This is a genomic window from Streptomyces sp. NPDC047982 (assembly GCF_043204165.1).
In the GTDB taxonomy this organism is placed as follows: domain Bacteria; phylum Actinomycetota; class Actinomycetes; order Streptomycetales; family Streptomycetaceae; genus Streptomyces.
On record NZ_JBIDBS010000001.1, the window covers coordinates 411,051 to 434,616 of the forward strand.

Below are 23,566 nucleotides of genomic sequence, written 5' to 3' on the forward strand. Positions count from 1 at the left end.
CCGTGTGTGGGCCGAGCGCCCGTGGTGCGGGTGCGGTCGGTGGCGCGGGGTGGCCGGTCGGTGCGGTGTGCGGGGCCCGACCGGCGGGATCCGGACGAGCGGGCTACGCGACCGGAGCCGCCCCGTTCCGCGCGGCGCGTACGTCCGATCCGCTCGCCCCGGCTTCCGTGGCGCTCACGGCGCCTCCGGCACCCGTACCGACCTCCGCAGCACCCGTACGGGCCACTTTGGCCCCGGCATCCGTGCCGGCCTCCCCGGTCCGGGCGCCCCCGGCATTCGTACCCGCGGTCCCCGCCGCCCCGACGGCCCCCGTCAGTGCCGCGACCGGCAGGTCCGCGAGGCCCGACTCCCGGGCGGCGGCCAGCAGGTGACGCACCTGCTCCGGCGCGATCTTGGCCCCGGGTGCCCGCATCAGCCGCGTCAGCAGCGCCGACACCGTCAGGTTCCGTACGTCCCCCGTGGTCACCGAACCCACCATCCGGGTCAGGTCGTCCGTGAACGAGGACGTGCCGTCCAGCCACGGCCCGGCCAGGGCCTTCACCGTGTCCGAGTTCTCGACGAACCCGTCCAGGCTCCTGCCCATCGAGATGGAGGAGACCAGCCGGTCGAAGAAGACCGACTCCCCGCCGACGATGTCGATGTCGGCGTTCTCCAGTCCCGTGGCCAGCACCGTCGCCTGCGCCTGAGCGACCTGCCGCTGTACGTCGAGCCCGGCCAGCCGGATCTCCTTCTCGGCGGCGAGCCGCAGCCGGTACTCCTCGTGCCCGCGCGAGGCGTCGTCCAGCGCCGCCATCGCCGCCGCCTTCTCGGTGAGCCCGGCCGCCTCGGCCTTCAGCTTCTCGCCGATCATCGCCGCGTCGGCCGTCGCCCGGGCCTGGGTGCCCTCCGCCTCCGCGAGGGCCTTGAGCCTGGCGCCCTCCGCCTCGGCCCTGAGCCGGGCGGACGTGGCCTCGGCCTCCGCGAGACCGGTCTTCTCGATGACCTCGGCCGCCGCTTCCCGCACCCGGACCTCCGCGAGTCCGGCCGCCGCGGACTCCGCCTGGACACCCTCCGCGAGCCGCAGCTTCGCCTGGGCGTCCAGGTCGGCGGTCTTCAGCCGGGCCTCGGCGAGCGTGAGCTGTTCGGCGGCCAGGTGGGCGGCCGCGGCCTCCGCCGCCTCGGCGGCCTTGATGTCCTTGACCAGCTTCTCCTGGGCCTCCGCCTCGGCGGCGATGATGACCGACCTGCGGGTGCGCTCCGACTCCTCGACGGCCCGCAGCGTCTTGATGGACTCCTCCTGCTCCGCGACCGTCCGGTCCACGGCGATGCGCTCCCGGATCACGTCCGCGACCTCGCGGCGCTCGGCCTCGACCTCCTTGGTCGCGGCGATCCGGTCGAGCTCCGTCTGCCGCTCGCGCCCGATGACCTCGAGCAGCCGGTCCTTCTCGATGCGCTCGTTCTCCACGGCGATGACCCGCTCGCGGTTCTTCTGCGCGACGGCGATTTCCCGGGCCTGGTTCTCGCGCTGGATGCCGAGCTGCTCCTCGGTACGGATGAACGCGGCCTGGGCGCTCAGCCGCTCCTCCTCCTGGACCTTCGCGGTCGCCGCCTCCTCGCGGGCCCGCAGCGTCTCGACCTCGCGGCGCTGCTTGATCTCGGCCTCGGCCTGCCGGCGCTCCAGCTCCAGGATCGTCTCCCGGGAGTCGACGTTCTGCCGGGTGATCTCCTTCTCCTCGGTGCGCTGGTACTCGTTGGTGCGCACGTGCTCGATCGCCGTCAGTTCGGTGATCTTGCGGATGCCCTGGGCGTCGAGGATGTTGGCGCCGTCGAGCTGCGCCATGGGCGTCTGCTCCAGGAAGTCGATCGCCGCGTCGTCCAGGTGGTAGCCGTTCAGATCGGTGCCGATGACCCGGATGATCCGGTCCCGGAACTCCTCGCGCTTGGTGTACAGGTCGACGAAGTCCAGCTGCTTGCCGACCGTCTTGAGCGCCTCGGCGAACTTCGCGCCGAAGAACTCCTGGATCGCGACCTTGTCGCTGGCCCGTTGCGTGCCGATGGACTGGGCGACCTTGATGACGTCCTCGACGGTCTTGTTGACGCGTACGAAGAAGTTGATGTGGATGTCGGCCCGGATGTTGTCCTTGCAGATCAGGCCCTCGCGCCCGGTACGGCGGATCTCGATCGTCTTCACCGAGATGTCCATGTACTCGGCCTTGTGCAGCACCGGCAGTACGACGGCCCCCGTGAAGGTGACATCGACCTTCTTGGTCTTGGAGATGATCAGCGCCTTGCCCTGCTCGACCTTGCGGAAGAGCCGGCTGATGACGAGGAGGAGGGCGACGGCGATGAGCAGGACGACGGCTACGAGTACGCCGAAGCCCAGGGTGATGGCATCCATGGCAGTCCTTGACGGCTGGTGCGGAAGGCGGAGGGAGGAGAGGGGAGGGGGACGGACCGGCCCGTTCGGCCGGTGGCCCCGTGCGGGCCCGTTCAGTCCCGGTCGGTCCCTTGCGTTCTTTTCAATCAGTCACGTTCGGTGGTGTTCGGTTACGTTCGGTGCGGTGCGGTCTCGTCGGAACGAGTCCGGCGGTGGACGGTCGCGGTCGACACGGCGTTCCGCGAGGCATCCTGCGAGGTATCCCGCGAGTCATCCTGCGCGTCAGGCCCCGGGCGTGCTCGGGCGCGGCGCAGCGGCGGACCGTACGGCCGGCGGACCGGACGACTCGTCGGAGGTATGGCCGAACTGTCAGCCGGAGTGGGGCGCGGTACGACACGCACCGGGCAGGGCGACCGGGCGACCGGCGCCGCGCGATCCGGGCGGAACCTGCGACCTCGGCCGTTCCGGCCGCTCCAACCGCTCAAGCCGCCTCGGCTGCTCGGGCTGCCCGGGCCGACCCGGCGGGCCCGGATCGAGGGCCCTGTCGTACGGCGAGACCCAGAAGAACTCGCCGTCGTCGTCGTACGCGTACAGCAGCCCCGCACTGCCCGCGACGAGCAGCGGCCCGTCCGGCGGACTCAACAGCCTGACCTGGACGATCGCGGTGGAACCGTCGTCCGCCACGACCTCGGCCTGACCGAAGTCGAAACTCACGCAGCCGGTACGGATCGTGCAGACCCGGCCGAGGAAGTCCTGCCGCGACGGAGGAGGCGCCTCCGGCAGGCGGCGGCGCAGCAGACTCACCAGTGCCCGCGTGACGGTCCAGGCGATCAGGAGCGACCCGACGAGCACGGCGCAGGCGAGCACCGCGCGGAGGGTGCCGGTGGCCCCGCCGCGATGCAGCAGGACGGTACCGGTCAGGCTCGTGAACCAGCCGACGACGACCATCACGGACACCGAGACGGTGACCGGCACTCCGCCGATCCCGGCCAGGCCGGTGTCCAGGTCCCCGTCGAAGGTGTGGTGGTCGGCGCCACCCGCCAGCACGAGCAGCCAGAAAAAGACGACCACGGCCAGCGCGGTTGCGAACAGTACGGCCGGAAAGGCAGTCGCCGCGCTCAGGAATTCCTGCATCGGTCCACCCTTGTGTGTCCTGGCGGGGCCCGGTGGTGGCGAGGGGTGACCTCGGCGCCGCGGCCCGCGCATGGCGGTGCCGCGACGGCCGGGCCGTCCCCCGTGGTTCCCCCGTGTTCCCCCGTGGTGCTGGGGCCGATCGTGCCAGTCGGGGCCTCGGGATCGCACTGCCGGAATCCGGCAATCTTTATGCATTCCTGATGCCGGGCACCGGCAGGGTCGCGTGGTGTTCGATGAGCGCCAGAGTCTCGTCAAGAAGTGCAAGAAGTGGCAAGAAGTGAGGGGTACGTGTGACCGCGCCGGAGATTCCCGACGAATATCTGGGTGAGTATGCCCGCATCCTGGCCGAGGTCGCCGCCACCGGCCGTCGGCTGACCCGGGACGAGCTGGACGCCCGTCGGGTCATGGGGCGACGGGCCGCCGAGGCGGGTTTTCAGATACGCGCCCTGGTCGGCCTTCATCTCGCGGCGACCCGCGCCCACTGGCCGTGCGGCCCCTCCGTCGACGCCGCGACGACCGATTCCGTGCTGGCCGCGGTCGAGCAGGCCGTCGACGCCTTCGCCGAGGGGTTCGAGCGGGCCCAGCGGTTGACCGTGCGGCGGGAGGAGGCGGCGCGCCGGGAGTTCATCGACGACCTGCTGTACGGGCGCAGCGACCTGGGCCGGCTCGCCGAGCGCGCCACCCGGTTCGGGCTGCGGCTCTCCCGTGCCCACGCGGTCGCGGTGGCCACCGGCCCGGAGGCGTACACGGAGACCGACTCCGTGCCCCGCACGGTCGAGTCGGCGCTGCTCGCGCGGTTCAGCGGACGGAAGATCCTGATCACGACGAAGGACGGGCGGCTGGTCTGCATCGCGCCGGCCGGCCAGCCCGATGTGCTGCGCCACTTCGCCAAGCAGGCGCACGCGGCGACGGATGGCGGCCGGGTGGCGGTGGGCCGCCCGCATCCGGGCCCGGGGGGCGTGGTCCACTCCTACGACGAGGCGCTCGAAGCGCTCGATCTCGCGGAGCGGATGGATCTGGACGATCCGGTGCTGTACGCCGCCGATCTGCTGGTCTACCCGGTGCTGACCCGGGACCGGCAGGCCATGGCCGACCTGGTGCGTGGTCAGCTGGGCCCGCTCCAGCGGGCGCGCGGCGGGGCCGAGCCACTGCTCAACACGCTCATCACCTACTTCGACGCGGGCTGCGTGGCCGCCGAGACGGCCCGGCGGTTGTCGCTGAGCGTGCGGGCGCTGACCTACCGTCTGGAGCGGATCCACCAGCTGACCGGGGCCGATCCGGCGGACCCGATGCACCGTTACACGCTGCAGACGGCGGTGATCGGCGCCCGGCTGCTGGACTGGCCGGCCAAGGAGCTGTGACGCGGGCGCGGAGGAAAGTGGCCGGGGGTGCCCATCGGGGGAGTTGAACACCCCCGGCCTGCCGGACGCGGACCGGTGATCGTCCGGTCCGCGGTCGTCCGGCGGTACGCGGGGCGGGCCGGGGTGACCGGTCCGCCGGGGAGAGGGCCGAAGTCGGGCCCTACAGGTCGAACTCGTGCGGCGGGAGGTCGAGTGCGAAGCACGCCTCGCGCACGACGGCCCGCTCCGACGCGTCGAAGTCGCCGTCGGCGCCGCCGATGACGATGCCGATCTGGACGACGGCACGCGCCTCGGCCGGCTTCTTCTTCGCCTTGCCGATCTCCTGGAGGAGGGAGACCTTGCCGAAGTCGAAGTCGGCGGTGAGCTTGTTCACGTAGTCGTTGAATCGACGCTGGAGGTCGTCCGCCGGAAAGTTCTGCAGAACGTTGTTGGAGGCGATCAGCGAGGCGACACGCTGGCGCTCGGAGGGGTCCACGGAACCGTCGGCGGCCGCGACGAGGGCGCACATGGCCATGCTCGCGTCACGGAATGCCCCGCTCTTCAGGTCGTTCTTCTTCGCTTCCAGCTGCGACTGCATCGACGAAGCGGATTCCTTGATCCGATCCCACAGGGCCATGTCGTCTCCATATGTTGCGTTGCGTTGTGTTGCCGGAACCAACTGAACTCTACAGGCGTGTAGAAGTTAGCAGGAGGGTGCTCACCGGAGTGTTCTCCGTGTTCCGTGAACAGCACTGAGTGCAACGAGTGAGCCTCGGGGGAAGTGCCCCGCGGCCGCTCGGATTCCGGGGGCGCACGGCCCGCCGTCCGAGGCCGTACGCGCGGGGGCGGTGCGACGCCCCGCGCCGCACCGCCCTCGTCGTGCCGGATGATTCCCGGCCGGCCCTCCGGCCGCGCTTCCTACTCGGCGCAGGCCCTGACGCCCTCCCGCGTCGTGGGCGCGGTGGCCGGTGCCGCCGGGGCGTCGCCGCTCCCGCTCCTGGCGCCCGCGGTGGCCGGGGCGTCGGTGGTACGGCCGAGCCGACTGCGGACCTTGGTCGCGACCGGCTCGGTCCAGCGGGCGGTGAGCGGGCCGACGATCACGAGGATGAGGACGTACGCGGTGGCGATGGGGCCGATCCGGGGCTCGGTCGCCACGGCCAGTCCGGCGATCACGATGGAGAACTCGCCGCGGGCGACGAGCGTTCCGCCGGCCCGCCAGCGTCCCTTCGAACCGATTCCGGCCCTGCGGGCCGCGTACCAGCCGGTCGCGATCTTGGTGAAGACGGTGACGACGGCCAGCAGCGCGGCCGGGAGCAGCACCGGAGGGATCTCGGCCGGATCGGTGGAGAGGCCGAAGAACACGAAGAAGACGGCGGCGAACAGGTCCCGCAGCGGCGTCAGCAGCTTGCGTGCCCCCTCGGCGACCTCACCGGAGAGCGCGATGCCGACCAGGAACGCGCCGACGGCCGCGGACACCTGCAACTTCTGTGCCACACCGGCCACCAGGACCGTCAGCCCGAGCACGACGAGCAGCAGCATCTCCGGGTTCTCGGAGGACACGGCCCGGCTGATCAGCCGTCCGTGGCGCAGGGCCAGATAGAGCACGAACCCGACGGTGCCGAGTGCGATGAGCAGGGCCATGCTGCCCCCGGCGAAGCCCACGCCCGCGAGCATCGCGGTCAGCAGCGGCAGGTACACGGCCATCGACAGGTCTTCGATGACCAGGACGCCGAGGACGACGGGCGTCTCCCGGTTCCCGAGCCGTCCGAGGTCCGCGAGTACTTTGGCGATCACCCCGGACGACGAGATCCAGGTGACCCCGGCGAGCGCGACCGCCCCGACCGGTCCCCAGCCGAGCAGCAGCGCGGCCACCGCTCCGGGGGTGGCGTTGAGGAGGAAGTCCACGGCCCCGGAGGGGTACTGGGTCTTGAGGCTGGTCACCAGCTCCGAGGCGCTGTACTCCAGGCCCAGCAGGAGCAGCAGCAGGATGACGCCGATCTCGGCGCCGACGGCGGTGAACTCCTCGCTGGCTCCGAGGGGCAGGAGCCCGCCTTCCCCGAAGGCGAGCCCCGCCAGCAGATACAGAGGGATGGGCGAGAGACCTATACGCCCGGCGAACCGCCCGATGATTCCCAGCCCCAGAATGACGGAGCCGAGCTCCACCAGCAAAGCGGTCGTGTCATGCACTGTCAGCCCTCCGCGATGATCTCGGAGAGCGCGTCGACGCCCTCCCTGGTTCCGACGACGACGAGCGTGTCCCCGATGGCCAGCCGGAAGTCCGGCCCGGGCGACGGATGCGCGCTGTACGTCCGCAGCACCGCCACGATCGAGGCCCCCGTGCGGCTGCGCGCCCGGGTGTCCGCGAGCAGCCGTCCGCCGTAGGGGGAGCGCGTCCCGAGCGGGATGTGCTCGGTGACCAGGTCGATGCCCTCGGTGCGTACCGCGTCGATGGGCGCCGCGTCGATGAGGTGCGCGAGGCCGGTGGCCTCCTGCGGTGTCAGCGGTACCGAGAGACAACACGAATCAGGATCGTCCTGGTCGTAGAAGCCGATGAACCGACGCCCGTCGTGGTGGACGACGACGGAGATGTGCTGACCCGACTCGGTCGTGTAGTCGTACTGGACGCCGACTCCGGGCAGCGTGGTGCGGTGGGTTCCCATGACTTCCTCCCGAGGGAAGTGGCGACATATCGACACACTTGGTGACTCTTTATCCGCGCATTACCTTATCCGGAGGGTTCCGCCGCCTCTGGCGCCTCGGTACGGGGTGCGGGGTGCGGGACACGGGGGCGGGATCGGCGAACCGTCCGGACCGGGGTGTCGTACGTCCCCCGTCCTGGCGCGGGCCTTCTCGTTGCGGCGCGGTAGAACGTCCGCTCGGCGATGGCGATCTCCCCGGCGGCCTTCAGCCGGGCCTGTTCCCAGGCGCGCTTGGCGTTCGCCTCGGCGATGTCCGCCTCCTGCTTGGCGCGGGCGGCCTCGGGACGGCCGAGGTCTTCGAGGCAGGAGCCCTCGGTGGTGATGTCCTGGCTTCATGCCGGATCGCTGCCGGGCGGTGTGCGGAGTACGTACGCGCCTGCGGCTCGGGGCGCCCCGCCGCTGTCCACACCCTGTGGACGGCGAACCGCCGCACCCCCGGATGCATCCGGCCGACCGGCGACTCCCGCCCGCACGGCGACACTGCCGCGTTCCGCGCCGCATGCTCGTCGTGGAGCGGGGGTACCGCACAGGCATACGTGTGAAGGTGCGAAGGGAGGTGCGTATGACCGGCAGTCGACCGCCGTCCGCGGCCGTGCTCCTGTTGCACGGCGGCCGCGAGACGGGCCTGGGCGCGCCGCCGCCCGGCCTCCTGAACCTGCCCGCCGTACGAATGAGGCCGTTCGCGCGGGCCGTCACCCGCGCGACCGTCGGCGACGACGGAGCCACGCACGGCGCCGCCGGGGACGTCCTGGTACGCACCGCCCGCTACGCCCGTCAGGGCTGGAACGGCTCCCGGGAGGACCCGCTCCACGACGCGCTGCGCGCCCTCGACGCGCTGCGGCGCGAGGCGGGCGAGCTCCCGGTGGTCCTGGTCGGGCACTCGATGGGTGCCCGCGCCGCGCTCCGCGCCGCCGGTCATCCGCTGGTACGCGCGGTGGTGGGCCTCGCTCCCTGGTGTCCGGCGGACGATCCGGTCGCCCAGCTCGCCGACCGGGACGTCGTGCTCCTCCACAGCACCCGCGACCGCGTCACCAGCCCCGGGGAGTCCCGGTCCCTCACCGCCCGTGCCCGCCGCGCCGGGGCCCGTTCCTGCCTGGTCGCGATCCGGAACAGCGATCACGCGATGCTGCGCCGCGCCGGGGCCTGGCACGCGCTCACGGCCCGGGTCGTCACCGGCCTGCTGGGCCTCGGCCCGCTCCCCGAGGAGATCGCGACGGCGCTCCGGCTCCCGCCGGCCGCCCCGGCGACGCACGGCATCCTGGACCTGGACCGGCTCGCTCCCGACGGTTTCGCTCCCGACGGTTTCGCTCCCGGTCCGATCGCCCGGGGCCGCCTGTCCGTCCCCGGCCGACCCGCTCCGGACCGGTCGGTCACGGACCGGTTGGCCTTCATCCGCCCGCCCTACGCGGGTTTTGCGCGCCGCGGCGGGCGCGGCCCCGTCCCCGACTCCGGTGCCGGCCCCGGATCGTCCATCGAGAACCGGTAGACCGTCGACTCACGGGCGCGAAAGCCGAGGCGCTCGTACAGCCGGTTCGCGGCGGCACGGTCCGGCCGGGAGGTGAGGTCGACGGTCCGGGCGCCGGCCTCCCGGGTCTTCGGCATCGACGACGACGTCCTTGATACGGGCCCGCAGCCCAGTCGGCACGGGGAGCAGGAGCAGCGTCAGCGTTCCCACGACAGCACCCGAGGCATGCGCGACGGGCACCGTGTTCGTCTCGCACCGCACCAGCCGGTCGAGTGCCGCGCGGTCCGGGGGCGGGGCGCTCGCGGACAGTTGGGGCAGCAGGCGGCCGATGGCGGCCACGATCTGCGGACTCGCCTCGCGGACGATCTCCACATCGACGCTCATGCCGGGGAGCGTACGGACGGGCGGCCCGGAAGCCGGGCACGCGGAGGAACGCGACCGGCGGGAAAAGGGACATGACCGTGACAGGGCACGCGACGGATCGGGGCACGGGTATCACGCCCGTTCGCGGGGGTGTGCCGTGGTGCAGGGGCGACGGAACGGGCGCACCCTGGTAGGGAGGTGATCGAGATGATGCACACAGTTGTCGGGTGGCATGTGGATCTGGAATTCGAGGAGGACAGTCACCGCACCCGCGCCGCCGCCCTGGTGAGGCTGCCGGACGGGGCCGAGGTGCGCGCCCATGGATACGCGAGCCGTCACCCCTCCGACAAGGAGCAGCCGAGGGTGGGCGAGGAGATCGCGGGGGCCAGAGCTCTCAACGAACTGGCGATGAAGATGCTGACGAAGGCGCACGACGAGATCGACGAGGCGTCCGGTCGGACATCGCACCCGCTCACCTGAGCCGATCTCCGGGGGCTCCGGGGCTCGGCGGCTCCGGAGCCCCCGGGGGGCGCGCCCCGGGTCCAGAGGCGACCGCCTCACGGCGATGGCCGGCGATGGCTCCACCGCGGCGGCCTTACGGCGGGGGCCGCCGCGCCGCGCGCCGCGGGGGCGGCGCCTCAGCCCAGTTCCAGGCTGGTGATGCCGTACAGCCCGGCGTGGTCGACATCCGGTGACGGGCCCGTGTACATCCGGGCCGTCTCGAACGACGGGGTGAGGCCCAGTTGTTGCGCGAGCCGGACGGCCGCCGGGTTGACGTCGGGCACGTCGATCGCCACGGGAGTGTCCGGATCGCCGGCCGCGAGCGCGCCGACCAGGGCACCGGCCACCTCCGGCGACTCCGCGTACACCGGGCCGATCCGTGACGACGTGCGGCACGGGCGCAGCACGGCGAGGCCCCGCAACTCCCCGTCGCGGAGGGCGGCGAGCGGGACGTGGGCCGGTCCGGCGATCCAGGAGGCGAGGAAGCTGTCGCGCTCGGTGGGGAAGAAGCGCCGGTCGTAGGCGGCCAGTTGATCGAACCGGATACCGCGGGCGTCGACGAGCGCGGTGCCGGGTGGGGCGGGCGGCACATCGGCCGGACGGCCCTCGTAGCGCATGTTGGTCCAGACGGAACGGAACCCGGATGTGCGGTAGTTGTCCTGCTGGGCCACGACGCCGTCCAGCCCGACGTTGCGCCCCTGGAGCCGCGCCAGGCCGGCTCGCCAGGTCCGGATCCCGTAGCCCCGGCCGCGGAGTTCGGGCCGGGTGAGGTAGAAGCCGAGGAACCCGAAGCCGGAGCCGTAGCGGACCACGGAGACGCAGGAGACCGGATCGCCGTCGAGGCGGCCGATCAGGAAGCCGCGCGGGTCGGTGGCGAAGAAGGCGTGGCGGTCGGTCAGTCCGGGGTTCCAGCTCTCCGCGTGGGCCCAGTCGGCCAGCATGGCGAGGTCGTCGGCGCTCGCGGTGGTGATCTCGAAGTTCGGCACGGGGCACCTGTACCCCAAGGGTGATTGGTTCAACGGCGGTTTTTCCGCCACCGCTCGTCCGGGGGAGGCGGTCGTCGGACGGGGTGCAGGGCCGTTGGACCGGGACGTCGGGCGACCGACGCCCGTGGCCGGACGTGGACGGCCACGGCCCGGGAGATGGCCGGCCGCCGGGCCCGCGGCGTTCCGGCCGCCCGCCGTCGGAGTGGGGCGCGGTGCGGCTGTCGGCATGGTGCGCGAGGCGGGCGGGCGCGGGTGCTTAGAGTCGTCGGCTGACGGACCGCTGTCGGCGTGTCGCGGGTTGAATCGCCCGACGCCGGTGACGGCTCCTCCTCAACGGCGTTCCCCCGCCGTCGCCTCGCATCGCAACGGCGGGGGGCGCCGACGTGCACGGCACAGCAGGGCGTGGCCCCGTACAGCAGGGTGTGGCCCGGCACGGGACGGACGTGGCGTCGGCCGTGACCGCGTCGGTCCCTTTCGTGCGTGGCGGCCCGGCCCCCGCCCGTACCTCTTCCGTCCGGACCTGCGGTGTTTCCGGCTCCGGCCCGGCCAGGCGGGGGCCCGTGCGCACCCTCGCCGTCCGAAACTCGGGCGTGTTCTCAACCTGTACCCGCGCGCGCTTTCCACCGCACCGATAAATGCCCGACGGATGCCCGACGGATGCCCGACGAAAAAGCGCGACGAATTCCGGGACGCTTCCGCGACCGGCCCGAGGAATCCCGGATGCCAGGCTCGCGCGATCCCGTGCGGGGCAGCATCCGTGGATCACCCGGAGATCACCCGGAGAATCCGGGGGAAGACCGGGGAGAAGTCGCGGAGACGTGCGGAGAATCGCCGAAAAAGGCCCGGCTCGACTCCGGCCCGCAGCGTCGTCGTGGCATTACTTGCCGCAGTCGCCGCCCGGTGTCACATGCCCGCCGTACCGGGCGCGCGCCAGCAGGGCGACGACCTCCTCGTCGGAGGTCTGTGAGAAGTCCCGGTACCACTCCCCGACGGCGTAGAACAGGGGCGGCACGGACAGGCACACCACCTCGTCCGCGCACTCCTGCAACCGGGCCACCGCGTCCGGGGGCGCCACCGGGAACGCCGCCACCACGCGGGCCGGATGCTGGGCCCGTATCACCCGGCAGGCCGCCTCGGCCGTGGCGCCGGTCGCGACACCGTCGTCCACGACGATCACGGTCCGGCCCTCGACCGGTATCCGCGGCCTGCCCGCGCGGTACGCCTGTGCGCGGCGCACCAGCTCCGCCGCCTCGACCCGCTCGACCGCCGCGAGATCCTGCTTCCCGGACCGCAGACGGCTGACCACGTCCTCGTTGAGGACCCGTGTCCCGCCCTCGCCGATGGCGCCGAACGCCACCTCCTCGTGATGGGGCACGCCGAGTTTGCGGACCACGATCACATCGAGCGGAACACCGAGCGTCCGCGCCACCTGGAAGGCGACCGGGACCCCACCGCGCGGCAGCCCCAGGACGACGGGGTTCTCACGCTCCAGATGACGGAGCGCCTCGGCCAGCTGCTGTCCCGCGTCCGCGCGGTCGACGAACAGCACGGTTGTCACCCCCAACCAGGGAGCCGGGGAACTGACCGGGGGAGCCGGGAGCCCGGCCGGGCGGCCGGGGACCACGCGGGCACGCACGCACGCCCGCCTCCCCGGGCACGCACGCACGCCCGCCTCCCCCTTCGAAACAACCCCATGCGCGACGGCCCCGCAACTCGGGCGGAACCACTGCGGGCAGCGGGGTCGAGGTCGCGTCGTCGAGGCAGGTCAGGACACCGGGGACATCGTGGGCATCTCGCCCTCGGTGGTGTGGACGTCGATCACGGAGAACGCCGCACCCTGCGGGTCCGTCAGCGCGGCGAAGCGGCCGAACGGCGTGCTCATCGGGCCGAAACGGAGGACCGCGCCGCGTTCGGTCGCCTTCGCCGCGGCCGCGTCGCAGTCCGCGACGGTGAAGTACACGTTCACGTGCGACGGCACCTCGGGCGGGAAGTCGTCGCCCATCCGCATCCGCCCCATGACCGTCTCGTCGCCGATGGTGTACAGCCTGAAATCGACGTGCTCGTCCTCCAGCTTCGCCATGGAGTACGGGAAGACGGCGGAGAAGAAGGCGTCGGACTTCCCGGGCTCCCGGGTGAAGACCTCGGCCCAGCAGAACGCGCCGGGCACCCTCTGGGCCTCGAAGCCCTCGTGGGAGCCCGCCTGCCACACACCGAAGACGACGCCCGCGGGGTCGCGCGCCAGCAGCATCGTGCCGAACTCACCGACCTGCATCGGGTCCATCAGTGTCTCGCCGCCGTTGTCACGGATCTTCGCGGCGGTGGCGGCCGCGTCCGGCGAGGCGAGATACAGGCACCAGGCCGCCGGGCCCTCCTGGCCGGGCATGGGGGGCACGACGGCGGCGACCGCCCTGCCGTCGGCGTACGCCTGCGTGTAGTTGCCGTACTCCTCCGTGGACTCGCCGAACGTCCAGCCCAGTACGTCACCGTAGAAGCGCTTCGCCGCCTCCAGGTCGGGGAACATTGCGTCGGCCCAGCACGGTGTGCCCTCCGGTCGTACAGCCATGGCTCCGGCTCCTTCGCCCTTTGCGGGTTCGTCCGTCCGCTCTCTGTGCGTCTGTCCCGTCAGCGACGGGATTGTCCGCAGTTTCACGCTAGCCATCGGGCCGCGGGGCCGCGCGCCGGAGACGCCCGTACCGGCCCTCGACGGCCTCGGGCACGTGGTCCGTGACGGACTGGAGATCTCCCGCTGGACGATCGTGCATGCGCGTCGTTCGTCCTGTGCCCGCCCGACATGCGTGCGTTCGGTCGCGTCGATCAGCAGCCGGAAGGTGCCGGCGAGCGGTGCCTGGTCATCGGCCGGCGGTACCAGGATGGTCACCGCATGGTCCCCTCGTTCCGTCCGTGTCGTCATCGTTCCGGAGAGGTCCGGGCTCCGCCGTCCCCGTCCCCGTTCCCGTTTCCGTCCCCGTTCCCGTTCCCGTTCCCGTTCCCGTTTCCGTCCCCGTTCCCGCCACCGTGTCCGTCCTCGCCCCGGTCTCCGCAGCCGCCTCTGCCTCCGGCCCTGCTCCCGCAGTCGTCCTCGCAGTCGTCCTCGTTTCCACGGCCGTCTCGCTTCCCGCGGTCGTCTCCGTCTCCGCGTCCTTCTCCGGTTCGGCCTGCGATTCCAAGGGGAGCTCCGTGGTCACTTCGAAGCCGCCGGTCGCCCGGTGTCCGGCGGACAGCCGGCCGCCGACGGACAGGGCCCGTTCGCGCATGCCGATGAGCCCGTACCCGGGCGTGCCCGATGTCTGCGGCTCGTGTCCGTCGTCGGTGATGGTGAGCGTGAGCAACCGGCGCGAGTAGCCGAGCCGGACCGAGACCGCCGCGGATCCCGCGTGCTTGGTGACGTTGGTCAGCGCCTCCTGCACGATCCGGTACGCGGTGAGGTCCGCGCCCGGGGACAGCGGCCGCACCGTCCCCTCCACCGACACGTGGACGGTGAGACCCGTCTGCTCGAACGAGGCGATCAGCTCCGGGAGCTGGGCGAGCCCGGGGGAGGGTTCCAGGGGGGTCTCGGGGTCGTTCTCGCTGCGCAGCAGTCCCACGGTCGTCTTCAGCTCGCGCAGTGCTGAGGAAGTGGTTCCGGCGAGTTGGTCCATCATCTGCCGTGCCTGCTCCGGCCGGCTGCGCAGCAGGTACGAGGCGGTGGACGCCTGCGCGTGGGCGAGGGCGATGTGGTGCGCGACGATGTCGTGGAGCTCGCGGGCGATCCGGGTCCGTTCCTCGCTCACCCGTCGGCGCGCCTCCTCCTCGCGGGTCCGTTCCGCGAGTTCGGCCCGTGCCTCCACGGCGGCCACGTAGTCGCGGCGGCTGCGCACCGACTCGCCGACCGCGCCCGCCAGGAAGACGCAGGAGAGGATGCCGATCCGGTCGGGCCGAAGGAGCGCGCCGTTGCCCCAGACGACCGACACGGCGGCGAGGGTGGCGACCGCCCCGAGCGTGTACACCGAGGTCGTACGGAGGTCCGTGAGCAGGGCCAACTGGTACAGGGCGACCAGGGCCGCGCCGGTCAGGCTCGGTGAAGGATCGAAACCCATGCTGTTGCCCATCAGGCTCAGGGCGCTTCCACACAGCGTGGTCACCACGACCACGGTGCGCGGGTAGGTGCGCTGCCCCAGCAGCAGGACGGCGGAGGGCACGGCGGCCGCCAGGGCGAAGGAGGGGGCCGGGCCGCGGACGATCCGGGCATCGGTCACGGTGCTGGAGAAGACCGCGAAGGCCCACAGCAGCACGGCCACCGCCGCGTCGACAGCCCGGGGGTGGCGCCGGGTCCACAGCCGCCAGTCGGTGAACATGTGCTCTTCTTTCCTTCTCGTTGCCACCATGGTCACCGACAGAGCCGCCCGATTCGCGCAAGATATCCGAAATTGTCCGTCGTGACGTACGGCGAACGGCCTCCGGACATCCCGTGCCTCATCCCGGGTGCACGGTGCGGCCGGAGGGGTGACCCGATCCTTCGTGAACGGGGGCGTCATCGTCGTCGTTCGCCCGCATGGACTCCTGCGAACTGTCGACGCGGTACGCGGCATGTCCGTCTTCCCTCTCGCGCAGGACGCCGACAGGCGCACAGCGTGACGAGGCGGAACGTGCGGGCGGCTCCGGAGGGCAGCCGGTGCGGTACGGGTCGGTCCGGTGCGCGAGCGCGGCGCCGACTCCCCGGTCGCCGACTCCCTGCTTGTCGAGTGATGGGGTAACCGATAAAATCGGTTACATGGCACTGGGTTGGAAGCTGGTCATCGACAGCACGAACGCGTCGGCTCTCGCGGACTTCTGGGCCGCGGCCCTGGAGTACGAGGTGGAGGACCCCAGCGCCCTGATCGAGCGACTACTGGCCGCAGGGCACATCGGTGAGGACGCGGTCGTCGAGCACGCCGGCCGCAGGACCTTCCGCGGCTACGCCGCGATCCGCCACCCCGAGGATCCGTTCGACGGGACGAGCGGTGTGGGGCGCGGACGTCGGCTGCTCTTCCAGGACGTGCCCGAGGGCAAGTCCGGCAAGAACCGCCTGCACATCGACGTCCACGCCGGCCCCGGCGGCCTCGACGCCCTGGTGGCCCGGCTGGAGGGCCTGGGGGCGACCCGCGTCCACGAGGTGGACAAGGGCCCTGCCGGGCGCTGGTGGCTCATGCGGGACCCGGAGGGCAACGAATTCTGCGCGGCCTGACGGCCGCCGGGCTTGCGCCGCGGGCAAGTCGGCCGCCGGACGTCCGCGGGCCGGGAACGGCCTCGTACGCACAGCACGGGTCTCGTTCGAGGGGGGCCGGGGGACGCGCACGGGCACGTGTCGTACGTTCGATCACCTGTCGTGCGTTCGGACCCCGTACAAGGGCCGACGGGACCCACGCCGACGCGGTACGGGCGCCGCGCGGACGCCGACGCGGTATGGACGGCCGTACGGGCGCCGCGCGGACGCCGTACGGATGTCGTGCGAGGGATCAGCGCACGGGTACCGCGTCCGTCGCGCTCTCGCCGGTGTCCCGGGCCCGGCGGCTCGCGGCTGCGACCGCGGCCATCAGCTCGGAGTCCAGGATCGCGGGATCAGCCATCCGGTTCGCGGCCATGTAGGAGTTGAGCAGGGCCTTGGTGATCCGTACCGCGGACTCCGGGCGGCGCGCGATGGGCTTGGCCCACATGGTGACGGCCGCGTCCAGTTCGTCCTCGGGCACGACGCGCTGGAGGACCGACAGCTCGTACGCCTCGGCGGCGCCGATGGGGCGTCCGGTCAGGATGATCTCCCTGGTCCGGGCGGCGCCGAGCTCGTGGATCAGCCGCGGCAGCATGCCGCCCCAGGCGGTGGGCAGGCCGAGCGCCAGTTCCGGCAGCCGGAAACTGGCCGTCTTGGCACCCACCCGCAGGTCGCAGGCGAGCGCCAGGGCCATTCCCGCGCCGATCGCCTTGCCGTGGACCCGGGCGATGGTGACGATCCGGCCGGTCGAGAGCAGTTCGCAGACGCGGCGGGCCTTGTCGCCCGCGATCCGGATGCCCCGGCCCTCCTGGTCCTCTTCGAGCCAGTCCGCGAACTCGCCGCGGTCCCCACCGAGGGAGAAGTTGTCCCCGGCCCCGCTGAGCACCAGCACCCGGACATCAGGATCCGGAACGGTCAGGATCGCGAGCAGGTCGTCCAGCATCGCCTCGTTGACGGCGTTGCCCGACTCGGGGCGGTCCAGTTCCACGCGCAGGACCGGGCCCTCGTGCAGGACGCGCACCGTGCTCGGGCGCCGATACGCGGACAGTGGCTCCGAGAGCGAGAGCTTCATATCGCCACGCCCATCGAGGTCACGCGCCGGAAGACCAGACGGGACGCGTACACGGGCGGTGTGGTGACCCGCAGGGTGGGGAAACGTTCCAGCAACTGAATGAGAAGCGTTCGGGCCTCGAGCCGGGCGAGGGCCGCGCCCAGGCAGTAGTGCACCCCGCCGCCGAAGGTGAGGTGGGTGCCGCGGCGCTCGATGTCGAAGACGTCCGGGTTCTCGGTGCGCCGCGGGTCGTGGTTGGCGGCGCCGTACAGGACGTGGACCATGCTGTCCTTCGCGATCGGGACACCGGCCAGGACGGTGTCCTCGGCGGCGACCCGGGTGTTGATCTGGATCGGTGGGTCGTACCGCAGCACCTCGTCGACGGCCGCGTCGACGTGCCCTGGGTGTTCCCTCAGCCATGCCCACCGGCCGGGCTCGCCGAGCAGCAGCCCCACCATGGCCGACAGCAGCGTCGCGGTGGTCTCCAGCGAGGCGATGGTGACGAACATGGTGAGACGGTAGAGGATCTCGTCGGCCGCCTCGCGGTCGGGCTCCCGCGCGTCCCAGTGGTGGATCCATCCGGTCAGGATGTCGTTGCCGGGGTTCGCGCGGCGCCGGCGCACCATCTCGGTGAAGTAGGTGCGCAGATGCCCGGTCGCCTCGGCGGACACGGCGAGTTCGCTCTTGGTGGGGAGCAGTTCCTGGGCGTGCACCTGGTTGTGGGTGATCTCCAGGATGTGGGGGTGGTCGGCGGCCGGGACGCCCAGCCAGGAGCCGATGGTGCTGATGGGAAGTTGCTCGCTGACCGTGCTGACGAAGTCGGCCTCGCCCCAACGCAGTTTCCCGGCCAGGTCGTCGAGCAGGCGGGCGCTGTGCTCCTCGATGACCGGGGTCAGCCGCTGGATGGTCGAGCGGTCGAAGAGGTTGCCGAGGCTGCGGCGCTGGCAGGTGTGCTCGGGAGCGTTGAGGCGGGAGAGCGTCTTGGTCATCTCCTGCGTGGCGACCGCGCTCCAGCGCTCGGGGTCGTCCTGGCGTTCCTGCCAGGCGAAGTCCGGTGCCAGCCAGTTGCGGCCGCGGAGCACTTCGCTGCAGGTGTCGAAGCCCGTGACGAAGTACGCGTCCCAGGGCGCGCGCACGACGTCCCCCATGGCCCTCACCTCGGCGAGCAGCCCGTACGGATCAGCCTGCCCCTCCGGCGATTTGAGGCGCCGTATGAGAGAGATGAGGGCACGGCGGTCATCGGCGGGCCTTTTGGCACCACTTGCAGCGCTCACGCAGAGTTCCTTGATCCGGGCTCATGGTTACGGCCAGAACCTACCCCTCCGTATATGTTCGCGAAGCGCCAATCCCTGTTGCCCCCGTCACAGAGAAATGCCCCGGTGACCTCTTGTCAGATGGTGAGCGATACCCAATACCCTTTTTAAAAGGGCGAGTTATACGCGAAAGTCGGCTGATTCCGGTCGTCGAGAGACGAGTTTTCACCAAGTCGGCGGGCGGAAGTTGCCGACCGGTATCCGAACACGGATCGCGAACACGGATCGCGAACACGGATCGCGAACCGCTCACCATTCACCGCTGTCGGTACACCGGTCTGTCGGTACACCGGCCTGTCGGCACACCGGCGCACCGGTCTCTCGGGACACCGGGCGCACCGGTGTCCCGACAGGCCGAGGAGTCCGGCTCACACCCGGAAGACGTCCAGGAAGGAACTCCACCAGCCCTTGTGCCTCTTCTGAGACTCCCCGGTGTCGTGGCGCGCCGTGGTGACGTCGTCGAGGGACGAGATACGGGGCGACACGGGGGACGCGGCGGCGGTGTTCGTCACGTTCGCGACCCGGCGCGGCGCACTCGGGCTGAACCGCACGGGCAGCGACACCAGGGCGCGGTGGAACGGGCCCGGTCGCCATTCGACGCCGGTGGCGGGTATGGCGAGGGTCAGGTCCGGAACGCTGTTGAGGACGCGCTCGATCGCGGTGAGGGCGATGAGCTGGGCCGGGGACTTCGCCGGGCAGACGTGCGGGCCGGCGCCCCAGGCCAGGTGGGCGCCCTTGCTCAGGGTCTGGCGGGCGTCGGTGAGCGCCGGATCGGTGTTCGCGGCGGCGAAGCTGATCAGTACGGGCGTGTCCGCCTTCAGCGTCACGCCGCCCAGGTCCATGTCCTGGACGGGGTAGTGCGTCGCGTAGTTGGCGATCGGCGGGTTGTTCCAGAGCACGTCGTCGAGGGCGTCCTCGACCAGCATCCCGGTTCCGCGCCGCTGCGCGCTGCTCGCGTCCTCGGACAGCAGGAGCAGCAGTGCGTTGGCGATGAGGTTGCGCTCCGGCTCGATGCCCGCGCCCATCAGCATGACGAGCTGGTCCTTCAGCTCCTCGTCCCGCAGACCGGCCGGGTGCTGGATGAGCCAGGAAGTGATGTCCTCACCGGGCTGCCGGCGCTTGAGCGCCACCAGCTCCATCAGGCACTCCGTCATCTCGGCATTGGCCCGCACCACGTCCTCGCCGTCGAAGATCGCGGCCATGGTGCGGGTCAGGCGGTCGCCGATGTCACCGGGGCAGCCGAACAGCTGGTTGAACAGCAGCAGCGGCAGCAGCTTGGCGTAGTCGCCCAGCAGGTCGGCGGAGCCGCGTTCGATGAACTGGTCGATCAGGTAGTCGGCGATGCGCTCGACGTCACGGCTCAGCCGAGTGGTGTTGAGCCGGGCGAGGCTCTCGGTGACCGCCTTGCGCAGCCGCAGGTGCTCGGTGCCGTCCGTGAACAAGCAGTTGGGCCGGTACGCCATCATGGGCAGCACCGGACTGTCGAGCGCGATGCGCCCCTCCCGGAGCGCGGCCCACCGCCGCGAGTCGCGGGCGAAGTACGAGGGGTTCTGCAGCACCCGGAGCGCGGCCTCGTGCTGTACGACCAGGGTGGCGTCCACGCCGGGGGCCAGCTCGATCGGGGCGGCGGGCCCATGTGCCCGGAACGCGTCGTAGGCGCGCTGCGGATCGGCCGCGAACTCCGGTCCGTAGAGCGACGTCTGCCGCTCACCGCGCATCGGGCACCCGCTGGGGGCGTTGTACGGGGTGGCTCCCGGCTGAGAGTCCATGTTGATACCTCGATGTGATCGCGGGCCGGTGGGCCCGCACGGTGGAAGGAGATGAGGGCTCGGCCACCCGTACCGGAGGGCGGTGGTCGGAGCGGGGACCGGCCGCGCGTCCGGGCCCAGAGGCGCCGGACGACGGGCCGGCCACACGGTGGTGCGTCCCCCGCCACGGGTGGCGGGGGACGCCCACTGGCACGGGTGGCGGGGGACGCCCCGCCGGCACCGGTGGACCTGTGTCAGGCCACGCGCGCGAGAAGGTGCTGGACCAGCGTGATCAGGGCCTGTGCGGACGACTTCTCGTCCCGGGCGTCGCAGTACACGACCGGGGTGTCCGGCAGCAGGTCGAGAGCCTCGCGCAGCTCTTCCTCGGCGTGCTTGGAGTACGGGTCGAAGCTGTTGACCGCGACCGCGTACTCCAGCCCGTACGTCTCGACCAGGTCGATCACCGGAAAGGTGTCGGCGAGCCGGGCCGGGTCGACGAGGAGCAGCGCGCCCAGCGAGCCGCGCGCCATGTCCTCCCACAGTTCGACGAAGCGCTGCTGGCCCGGCGTACCGAACAGATACAGCACCAGCTCGTCGCTGAGGGTCAGTCGGCCGAAGTCCAGCGCGACCGTCGTGGTGACCTTGTCGGGCGCGCCGCGCAGATCGTCGATGTGCGCGCCGGCCTGCGTCATCCGCTCCTCGGTGCGCAGCGGAGTGATCTCGGAGAGAGTGCCGATGAGCGTCGTCTTGCCCACGGCGAAGTGTCCGACGACGAGAATCTTCGCCGCACGCCGCACCGCGTCCGACACATAGATGTTCTCAGCCGAACCGGACGTGGAGTCCATGCAACACCTCTTCGAGGATCTTCCTGTCAACGAGCTGAGCCGGCGGGGGCGCCTTGCGGCGCATCAGATGACCCTGTTCCGCTAAATCGTTGAGCAGCAGACGCGCCACTCCGACGGGCAGCCCGAGGCGGCCCGCGACCTCGGCCACCGACAGGTACCCGCCCGAACACAGCTCCCAGATGGCCCTGACCTCGGGGCTCGGGTTCGGCGGCAGCTGCCGGTCGGGGGCGATGGTGACGAGGGTGACGAGGGAGAGACCCTCCGCGTCGGGCAGCCCGCGTCCTCCGGTGATGACGTAGGAACGGACGAACCCGCTGTTGACCGACTGCTCCTCACCCGGGGCCGTCATATGTCGCTTCCGGCGTTCAGACGGGGAGGCGTGGTCATCGCCTTCCCCAGCGCGGTGACCTGCTGCTGCATGCGGAACGACATGGCTTCCATGTCCACGTCGGCCGCGGCGGCCGCCGCCAGATAGGCGCCGGTTCCGGCAGCGATCAGGAAGATCCAGCCGTGCTCGTACTCCAGGAGGGTCTGGCGCCAGCGCCCGGGGGCCTGGGCCCCGATGAAGGGAGCGACGGCGCGGCTCAGCGACTGCATGGAGCTCATCGCCGCCGCCACGGTCTCCGCGTCGTCGCGGCCGATCTCGCTGGAGTTGGCCAGCAGCAGACCGTCGGCGGAGACGAGGATCGCGTGCCGCGCTCCGGGTACCTGGAGCACATCGTTGAGCACCCAGGAAAGATCGGGGTTCACTGGATCTCGGGTCCTTCCATCGTCGTCATGTCACGTCCGGACCGCGTTCCGCGCTGGAACGCGCCCAGACGGGAAGCCGTTTCCTCATTGCTGCGGACCGGCGCGGGCTCGGTAGACGGCACCACCGAAACAGGGCTCTTGCGACGACGCTTGGGCAGGCCGCCCGCGGTGGTGAAGGGCGCCGCGGGCTGAGGGGCGGGGGCAGGCTGCGGGGACGGCGGGAACAGCGGGGTCGGGGCCGGTGCGGACACCGGGCGGCGCTGCAGCGTCGACACCCCCGCGTCGTAAGCGGCGGGGGCCGCCTCGGCCGGCGCGGGAACGGGCGCGTCGGCGGTGAGCAGCTCGTCGGGCAGCAGGACCACCGCGCGCACACCTCCATAGGGGGAAACGGAGTCCACCGAGACCTTGAAGCCGTAGCGGGCGGCCAGCACACCGGACACGGCGAAGCCGAACTGCGGCGGAATGCCCAGGCTGGACACGCTGATCGCGGCCTGGGGGGCGAGGAGGGCCGCCGCGCGGTCCTTCTCCTCCTGCCCCATGCCGAGACCCGCGTCATCGATGATGAGACAGACGCCCTTCGGTACGGCCTGGATGTTGATCTCGACCGGGGTGCCGGGTGCGGAGTAGTTGGTGGCGTTGGCCAGCAGCTCGGCGAGGACCACCGCGACCGGCTCCACGGCCTTGCTGACCACCGAGAAGTTCACCTGGCCGTTGACCCGGACCCGGTCGAAGTGCCGGATGCGTCCCTGGGCGCTGCGGGCCACGTCGAAGACGGAGGCAGAGGTCTCCCGGCGGCCGAGCCAGCCGCCGCACAGCACCGCGATGCCCTGCGCGCGGCGGCCGAGCTGGCTGTTGGCGTGGTCGATGGCCATCAGGTCGGCGAGCATGCCGGGGTCGTCGCCGTACTTCTTCTGGGCGTTCTCGATGACCACCTGCTGCTCGTCCGCGAGCCCCTGGAGGGTACGGACGGCCGCCTTCAGGACGGCTTTGGTCTCCTCCTCGGCGTCCTTGCGGACCTCGGCGAGTTCGGAGGTCTGGCGGTGCAGCAGACCGGTGTGCGCGGCGTGGACTTCGTCCCGTTGCCGTTGCAGCGCGTCGCGCTCGCCACGGAGTTGGGAGTTCTGTCTGCGAAGACCGATGTTGGTCTTACGAGCCCGCAGGACGGCGCCGACGGCGACCAGTGCTACGACAACCAGCGCCCAGAAGATCGGGCCCTGTACAAATGTCATGAGACTCACTTCAAGTGCCATGGCTGTGGAAACGGCTTGACGCTCCCTCATGAGCCCCGTGGTCCTGGCTGGTCGAGCCACGGTCGGGTCACGCAGGGGAAGGCCCCTCCGAAAGCGGGGCCGAGGAATTCATTCCTCCCGGAATGCCCCCACATGCCATCAGCCCACTGGAAGTAAGATGATCTTAGCATCGGGCGCTTGGGTAAATGTCAAGGCCGACACGCCAGTTGCGCTATTGGTGCAGAATGTTCACGTATGGTGTCGGAGCCGACGCTCCCGCCGGCGTGGTTGGCGCGGCCCTGGCTCGCGCTCCGCGGCGACGGCCGGGCCTTCCGGGACGTCACCTTGTTCGAGGTCGCGTAAGGGCTGTCCCGTAATCCCTGGCGGGCGCACGACGACAGCTACGGCGCCTCGCCGCGTTGTCGGAACGCCCACATACATCCAGTATGCGGGCGCCCCTCCGCCTTGCGATGCACCGCATCCGACGCCGCGCGCTGCTGCCCTCTGGCCGTCCGAGCGGGGCCCGTGGGTCGAGGTCCAACGCCCGGTCACGGTCCGGCGT

At 71.4% G+C, this 23,566-nt stretch carries 18 protein-coding genes and 4 pseudogenes; 4 read left to right on the forward strand and 18 right to left on the reverse strand.

All coding sequences use genetic code 11. The features are described from left to right. Positions 1 to 103: 103 nt before the first annotated feature. On the reverse strand, positions 104 to 2,377 hold the full coding sequence (locus tag ACGF2V_RS01815) for a flotillin family protein (protein WP_362619663.1): 2,274 nt from the start codon (positions 2,375 to 2,377) through the stop codon (positions 104 to 106). Positions 2,378 to 2,866: 489 nt separating this feature from the next. Then, positions 2,867 to 3,490: pseudogene (locus tag ACGF2V_RS01820) on the reverse strand (hypothetical protein); the annotation flags it as partial. 290 nt (positions 3,491 to 3,780) lie between these two features. On the opposite strand from ACGF2V_RS01820, the gene ACGF2V_RS01825 reads away from it, so the two are divergent. Continuing rightward, the gene (locus ACGF2V_RS01825; protein ID WP_362619665.1) at positions 3,781 to 4,851 is read left to right on the forward strand and encodes a helix-turn-helix domain-containing protein; all 1,071 of its coding nucleotides are present in this window, start codon (positions 3,781 to 3,783) and stop codon (positions 4,849 to 4,851) included. Between the two features lie 160 nt (positions 4,852 to 5,011). Here the strand turns inward: ACGF2V_RS01825 and ACGF2V_RS01830 are convergent, their stop codons facing one another. From ACGF2V_RS01830 to ACGF2V_RS01845, 4 genes and pseudogenes are all read right to left on the reverse strand, one after another. After that, positions 5,012 to 5,467, reverse strand: a complete 456-nt coding sequence (locus tag ACGF2V_RS01830; protein WP_362619667.1) for a TerB family tellurite resistance protein — start codon at positions 5,465 to 5,467, stop codon at positions 5,012 to 5,014. Positions 5,468 to 5,748: 281 nt separating this feature from the next. Further along, positions 5,749 to 7,017, reverse strand: a complete 1,269-nt coding sequence (locus tag ACGF2V_RS01835) for a cation:proton antiporter (RefSeq protein ID WP_362708825.1) — start codon at positions 7,015 to 7,017, stop codon at positions 5,749 to 5,751. Between the two features lie 2 nt (positions 7,018 to 7,019). Beyond that, a complete protein-coding gene (locus tag ACGF2V_RS01840) occupies positions 7,020 to 7,490 on the reverse strand; it encodes a TrkA C-terminal domain-containing protein (RefSeq protein ID WP_362619671.1) in 471 nt (156 codons plus the stop codon). Positions 7,491 to 7,693: 203 nt separating this feature from the next. Continuing rightward, positions 7,694 to 7,858 (reverse strand): annotated as a pseudogene (locus ACGF2V_RS01845) (flotillin family protein); the annotation flags it as partial. Between the two features lie 233 nt (positions 7,859 to 8,091). Here ACGF2V_RS01845 and ACGF2V_RS01850 point away from each other — a divergent pair. Next, positions 8,092 to 8,817, forward strand: a pseudogene (locus ACGF2V_RS01850) (alpha/beta hydrolase); the annotation flags it as partial. Positions 8,818 to 9,024: 207 nt separating this feature from the next. Here ACGF2V_RS01850 and ACGF2V_RS01855 read toward each other — a convergent pair. Then, entirely contained in the window at positions 9,025 to 9,378 is a 354-nt protein-coding gene (locus tag ACGF2V_RS01855) for a hypothetical protein (RefSeq protein ID WP_362619672.1), read from the reverse strand. Between the two features lie 186 nt (positions 9,379 to 9,564). On the opposite strand from ACGF2V_RS01855, the gene ACGF2V_RS01860 reads away from it, so the two are divergent. Further along, complete coding sequence (locus tag ACGF2V_RS01860) at positions 9,565 to 9,837, forward strand: DUF1876 domain-containing protein (protein ID WP_362619674.1); 273 nt, start codon at positions 9,565 to 9,567, stop codon at positions 9,835 to 9,837. Positions 9,838 to 9,995: 158 nt separating this feature from the next. On the opposite strand, the gene ACGF2V_RS01865 is transcribed toward ACGF2V_RS01860, so the two are convergent. From ACGF2V_RS01865 to ACGF2V_RS01880, 4 genes and pseudogenes are all read right to left on the reverse strand, one after another. Next, positions 9,996 to 10,844 carry a GNAT family N-acetyltransferase gene (locus ACGF2V_RS01865; protein ID WP_362708823.1) on the reverse strand — a complete coding sequence of 283 codons (849 nt, stop codon included), beginning with the start codon at positions 10,842 to 10,844 and terminating at the stop codon, positions 9,996 to 9,998. A 922-nt stretch (positions 10,845 to 11,766) separates the two neighbouring features. Further along, positions 11,767 to 12,393, reverse strand: a pseudogene (locus ACGF2V_RS01870) (phosphoribosyltransferase); the annotation flags it as partial. Positions 12,394 to 12,609: 216 nt separating this feature from the next. Next, positions 12,610 to 13,407: a VOC family protein gene (locus ACGF2V_RS01875; protein ID WP_362708820.1), complete on the reverse strand. Its 798-nt coding sequence runs from the start codon at positions 13,405 to 13,407 to the stop codon at positions 12,610 to 12,612. Positions 13,408 to 13,693: 286 nt separating this feature from the next. Continuing rightward, entirely contained in the window at positions 13,694 to 15,178 is a 1,485-nt protein-coding gene (locus ACGF2V_RS01880; RefSeq protein ID WP_362708817.1) for a sensor histidine kinase, read from the reverse strand. Between the two features lie 416 nt (positions 15,179 to 15,594). On the opposite strand from ACGF2V_RS01880, the gene ACGF2V_RS01885 reads away from it, so the two are divergent. Then, positions 15,595 to 16,047, forward strand: a complete 453-nt coding sequence (locus tag ACGF2V_RS01885) for a VOC family protein (RefSeq protein WP_362619681.1) — start codon at positions 15,595 to 15,597, stop codon at positions 16,045 to 16,047. 271 nt (positions 16,048 to 16,318) lie between these two features. Here the strand turns inward: ACGF2V_RS01885 and ACGF2V_RS01890 are convergent, their stop codons facing one another. The 7 genes from ACGF2V_RS01890 to ACGF2V_RS01920 all read right to left on the reverse strand — a co-directional run bounded on the left by ACGF2V_RS01890 (position 16,319) and on the right by ACGF2V_RS01920 (position 23,004). Next, the gene (locus ACGF2V_RS01890) at positions 16,319 to 17,140 is read right to left on the reverse strand and encodes an enoyl-CoA hydratase/isomerase family protein (protein WP_362619683.1); all 822 of its coding nucleotides are present in this window, start codon (positions 17,138 to 17,140) and stop codon (positions 16,319 to 16,321) included. Next, entirely contained in the window at positions 17,137 to 18,267 is a 1,131-nt protein-coding gene (locus tag ACGF2V_RS01895) for a cytochrome P450 (RefSeq protein WP_362619713.1), read from the reverse strand. The genes ACGF2V_RS01890 and ACGF2V_RS01895 overlap by 4 nt, the downstream gene beginning before the upstream one ends. A 533-nt stretch (positions 18,268 to 18,800) precedes the next feature. Next, positions 18,801 to 20,201 carry a cytochrome P450 gene (locus tag ACGF2V_RS01900; protein ID WP_362619685.1) on the reverse strand — a complete coding sequence of 467 codons (1,401 nt, stop codon included), beginning with the start codon at positions 20,199 to 20,201 and terminating at the stop codon, positions 18,801 to 18,803. Between the two features lie 233 nt (positions 20,202 to 20,434). Beyond that, positions 20,435 to 21,025, reverse strand: a complete 591-nt coding sequence (locus ACGF2V_RS01905; RefSeq protein WP_362629682.1) for an ATP/GTP-binding protein — start codon at positions 21,023 to 21,025, stop codon at positions 20,435 to 20,437. Then, entirely contained in the window at positions 21,000 to 21,374 is a 375-nt protein-coding gene (locus ACGF2V_RS01910) for a DUF742 domain-containing protein (protein ID WP_362629680.1), read from the reverse strand. Before ACGF2V_RS01910 ends, ACGF2V_RS01905 begins: the two co-directional genes overlap by 26 nt. Then, positions 21,371 to 21,775 carry a roadblock/LC7 domain-containing protein gene (locus tag ACGF2V_RS01915; protein WP_362629678.1) on the reverse strand — a complete coding sequence of 135 codons (405 nt, stop codon included), beginning with the start codon at positions 21,773 to 21,775 and terminating at the stop codon, positions 21,371 to 21,373. Before ACGF2V_RS01915 ends, ACGF2V_RS01910 begins: the two co-directional genes overlap by 4 nt. Further along, positions 21,772 to 23,004: an ATP-binding protein gene (locus tag ACGF2V_RS01920; protein ID WP_362629675.1), complete on the reverse strand. Its 1,233-nt coding sequence runs from the start codon at positions 23,002 to 23,004 to the stop codon at positions 21,772 to 21,774. The genes ACGF2V_RS01915 and ACGF2V_RS01920 overlap by 4 nt, the downstream gene beginning before the upstream one ends. Between the last annotated feature and the right edge of the window lie 562 nt (positions 23,005 to 23,566).

Coding starts and splice junctions, on each gene's coding strand:
- ACGF2V_RS01815 (WP_362619663.1), bottom strand. CDS start 2,377: ATGGATGCCATCACCCTGGGCTTCGGCGTACTCGTAGCCGTCGTCCTG.
- ACGF2V_RS01830 (WP_362619667.1), bottom strand. CDS start 5,467: ATGGCCCTGTGGGATCGGATCAAGGAATCCGCTTCGTCGATGCAGTCG.
- ACGF2V_RS01840 (WP_362619671.1), bottom strand. CDS start 7,490: ATGGGAACCCACCGCACCACGCTGCCCGGAGTCGGCGTCCAGTACGAC.
- ACGF2V_RS01855 (WP_362619672.1), bottom strand. CDS start 9,378: ATGAGCGTCGATGTGGAGATCGTCCGCGAGGCGAGTCCGCAGATCGTG.
- ACGF2V_RS01860 (WP_362619674.1), top strand. CDS start 9,565: ATGATGCACACAGTTGTCGGGTGGCATGTGGATCTGGAATTCGAGGAG.
- ACGF2V_RS01875 (WP_362708820.1), bottom strand. CDS start 13,407: ATGGCTGTACGACCGGAGGGCACACCGTGCTGGGCCGACGCAATGTTC.
- ACGF2V_RS01880 (WP_362708817.1), bottom strand. CDS start 15,178: ATGTTCACCGACTGGCGGCTGTGGACCCGGCGCCACCCCCGGGCTGTC.
- ACGF2V_RS01885 (WP_362619681.1), top strand. CDS start 15,595: ATGGCACTGGGTTGGAAGCTGGTCATCGACAGCACGAACGCGTCGGCT.
- ACGF2V_RS01890 (WP_362619683.1), bottom strand. CDS start 17,140: ATGAAGCTCTCGCTCTCGGAGCCACTGTCCGCGTATCGGCGCCCGAGC.
- ACGF2V_RS01895 (WP_362619713.1), bottom strand. CDS start 18,267: ATGGGGGACGTCGTGCGCGCGCCCTGGGACGCGTACTTCGTCACGGGC.
- ACGF2V_RS01900 (WP_362619685.1), bottom strand. CDS start 20,201: ATGGACTCTCAGCCGGGAGCCACCCCGTACAACGCCCCCAGCGGGTGC.
- ACGF2V_RS01905 (WP_362629682.1), bottom strand. CDS start 21,025: ATGGACTCCACGTCCGGTTCGGCTGAGAACATCTATGTGTCGGACGCG.
- ACGF2V_RS01910 (WP_362629680.1), bottom strand. CDS start 21,374: ATGACGGCCCCGGGTGAGGAGCAGTCGGTCAACAGCGGGTTCGTCCGT.
- ACGF2V_RS01920 (WP_362629675.1), bottom strand. CDS start 23,004: ATGACATTTGTACAGGGCCCGATCTTCTGGGCGCTGGTTGTCGTAGCA.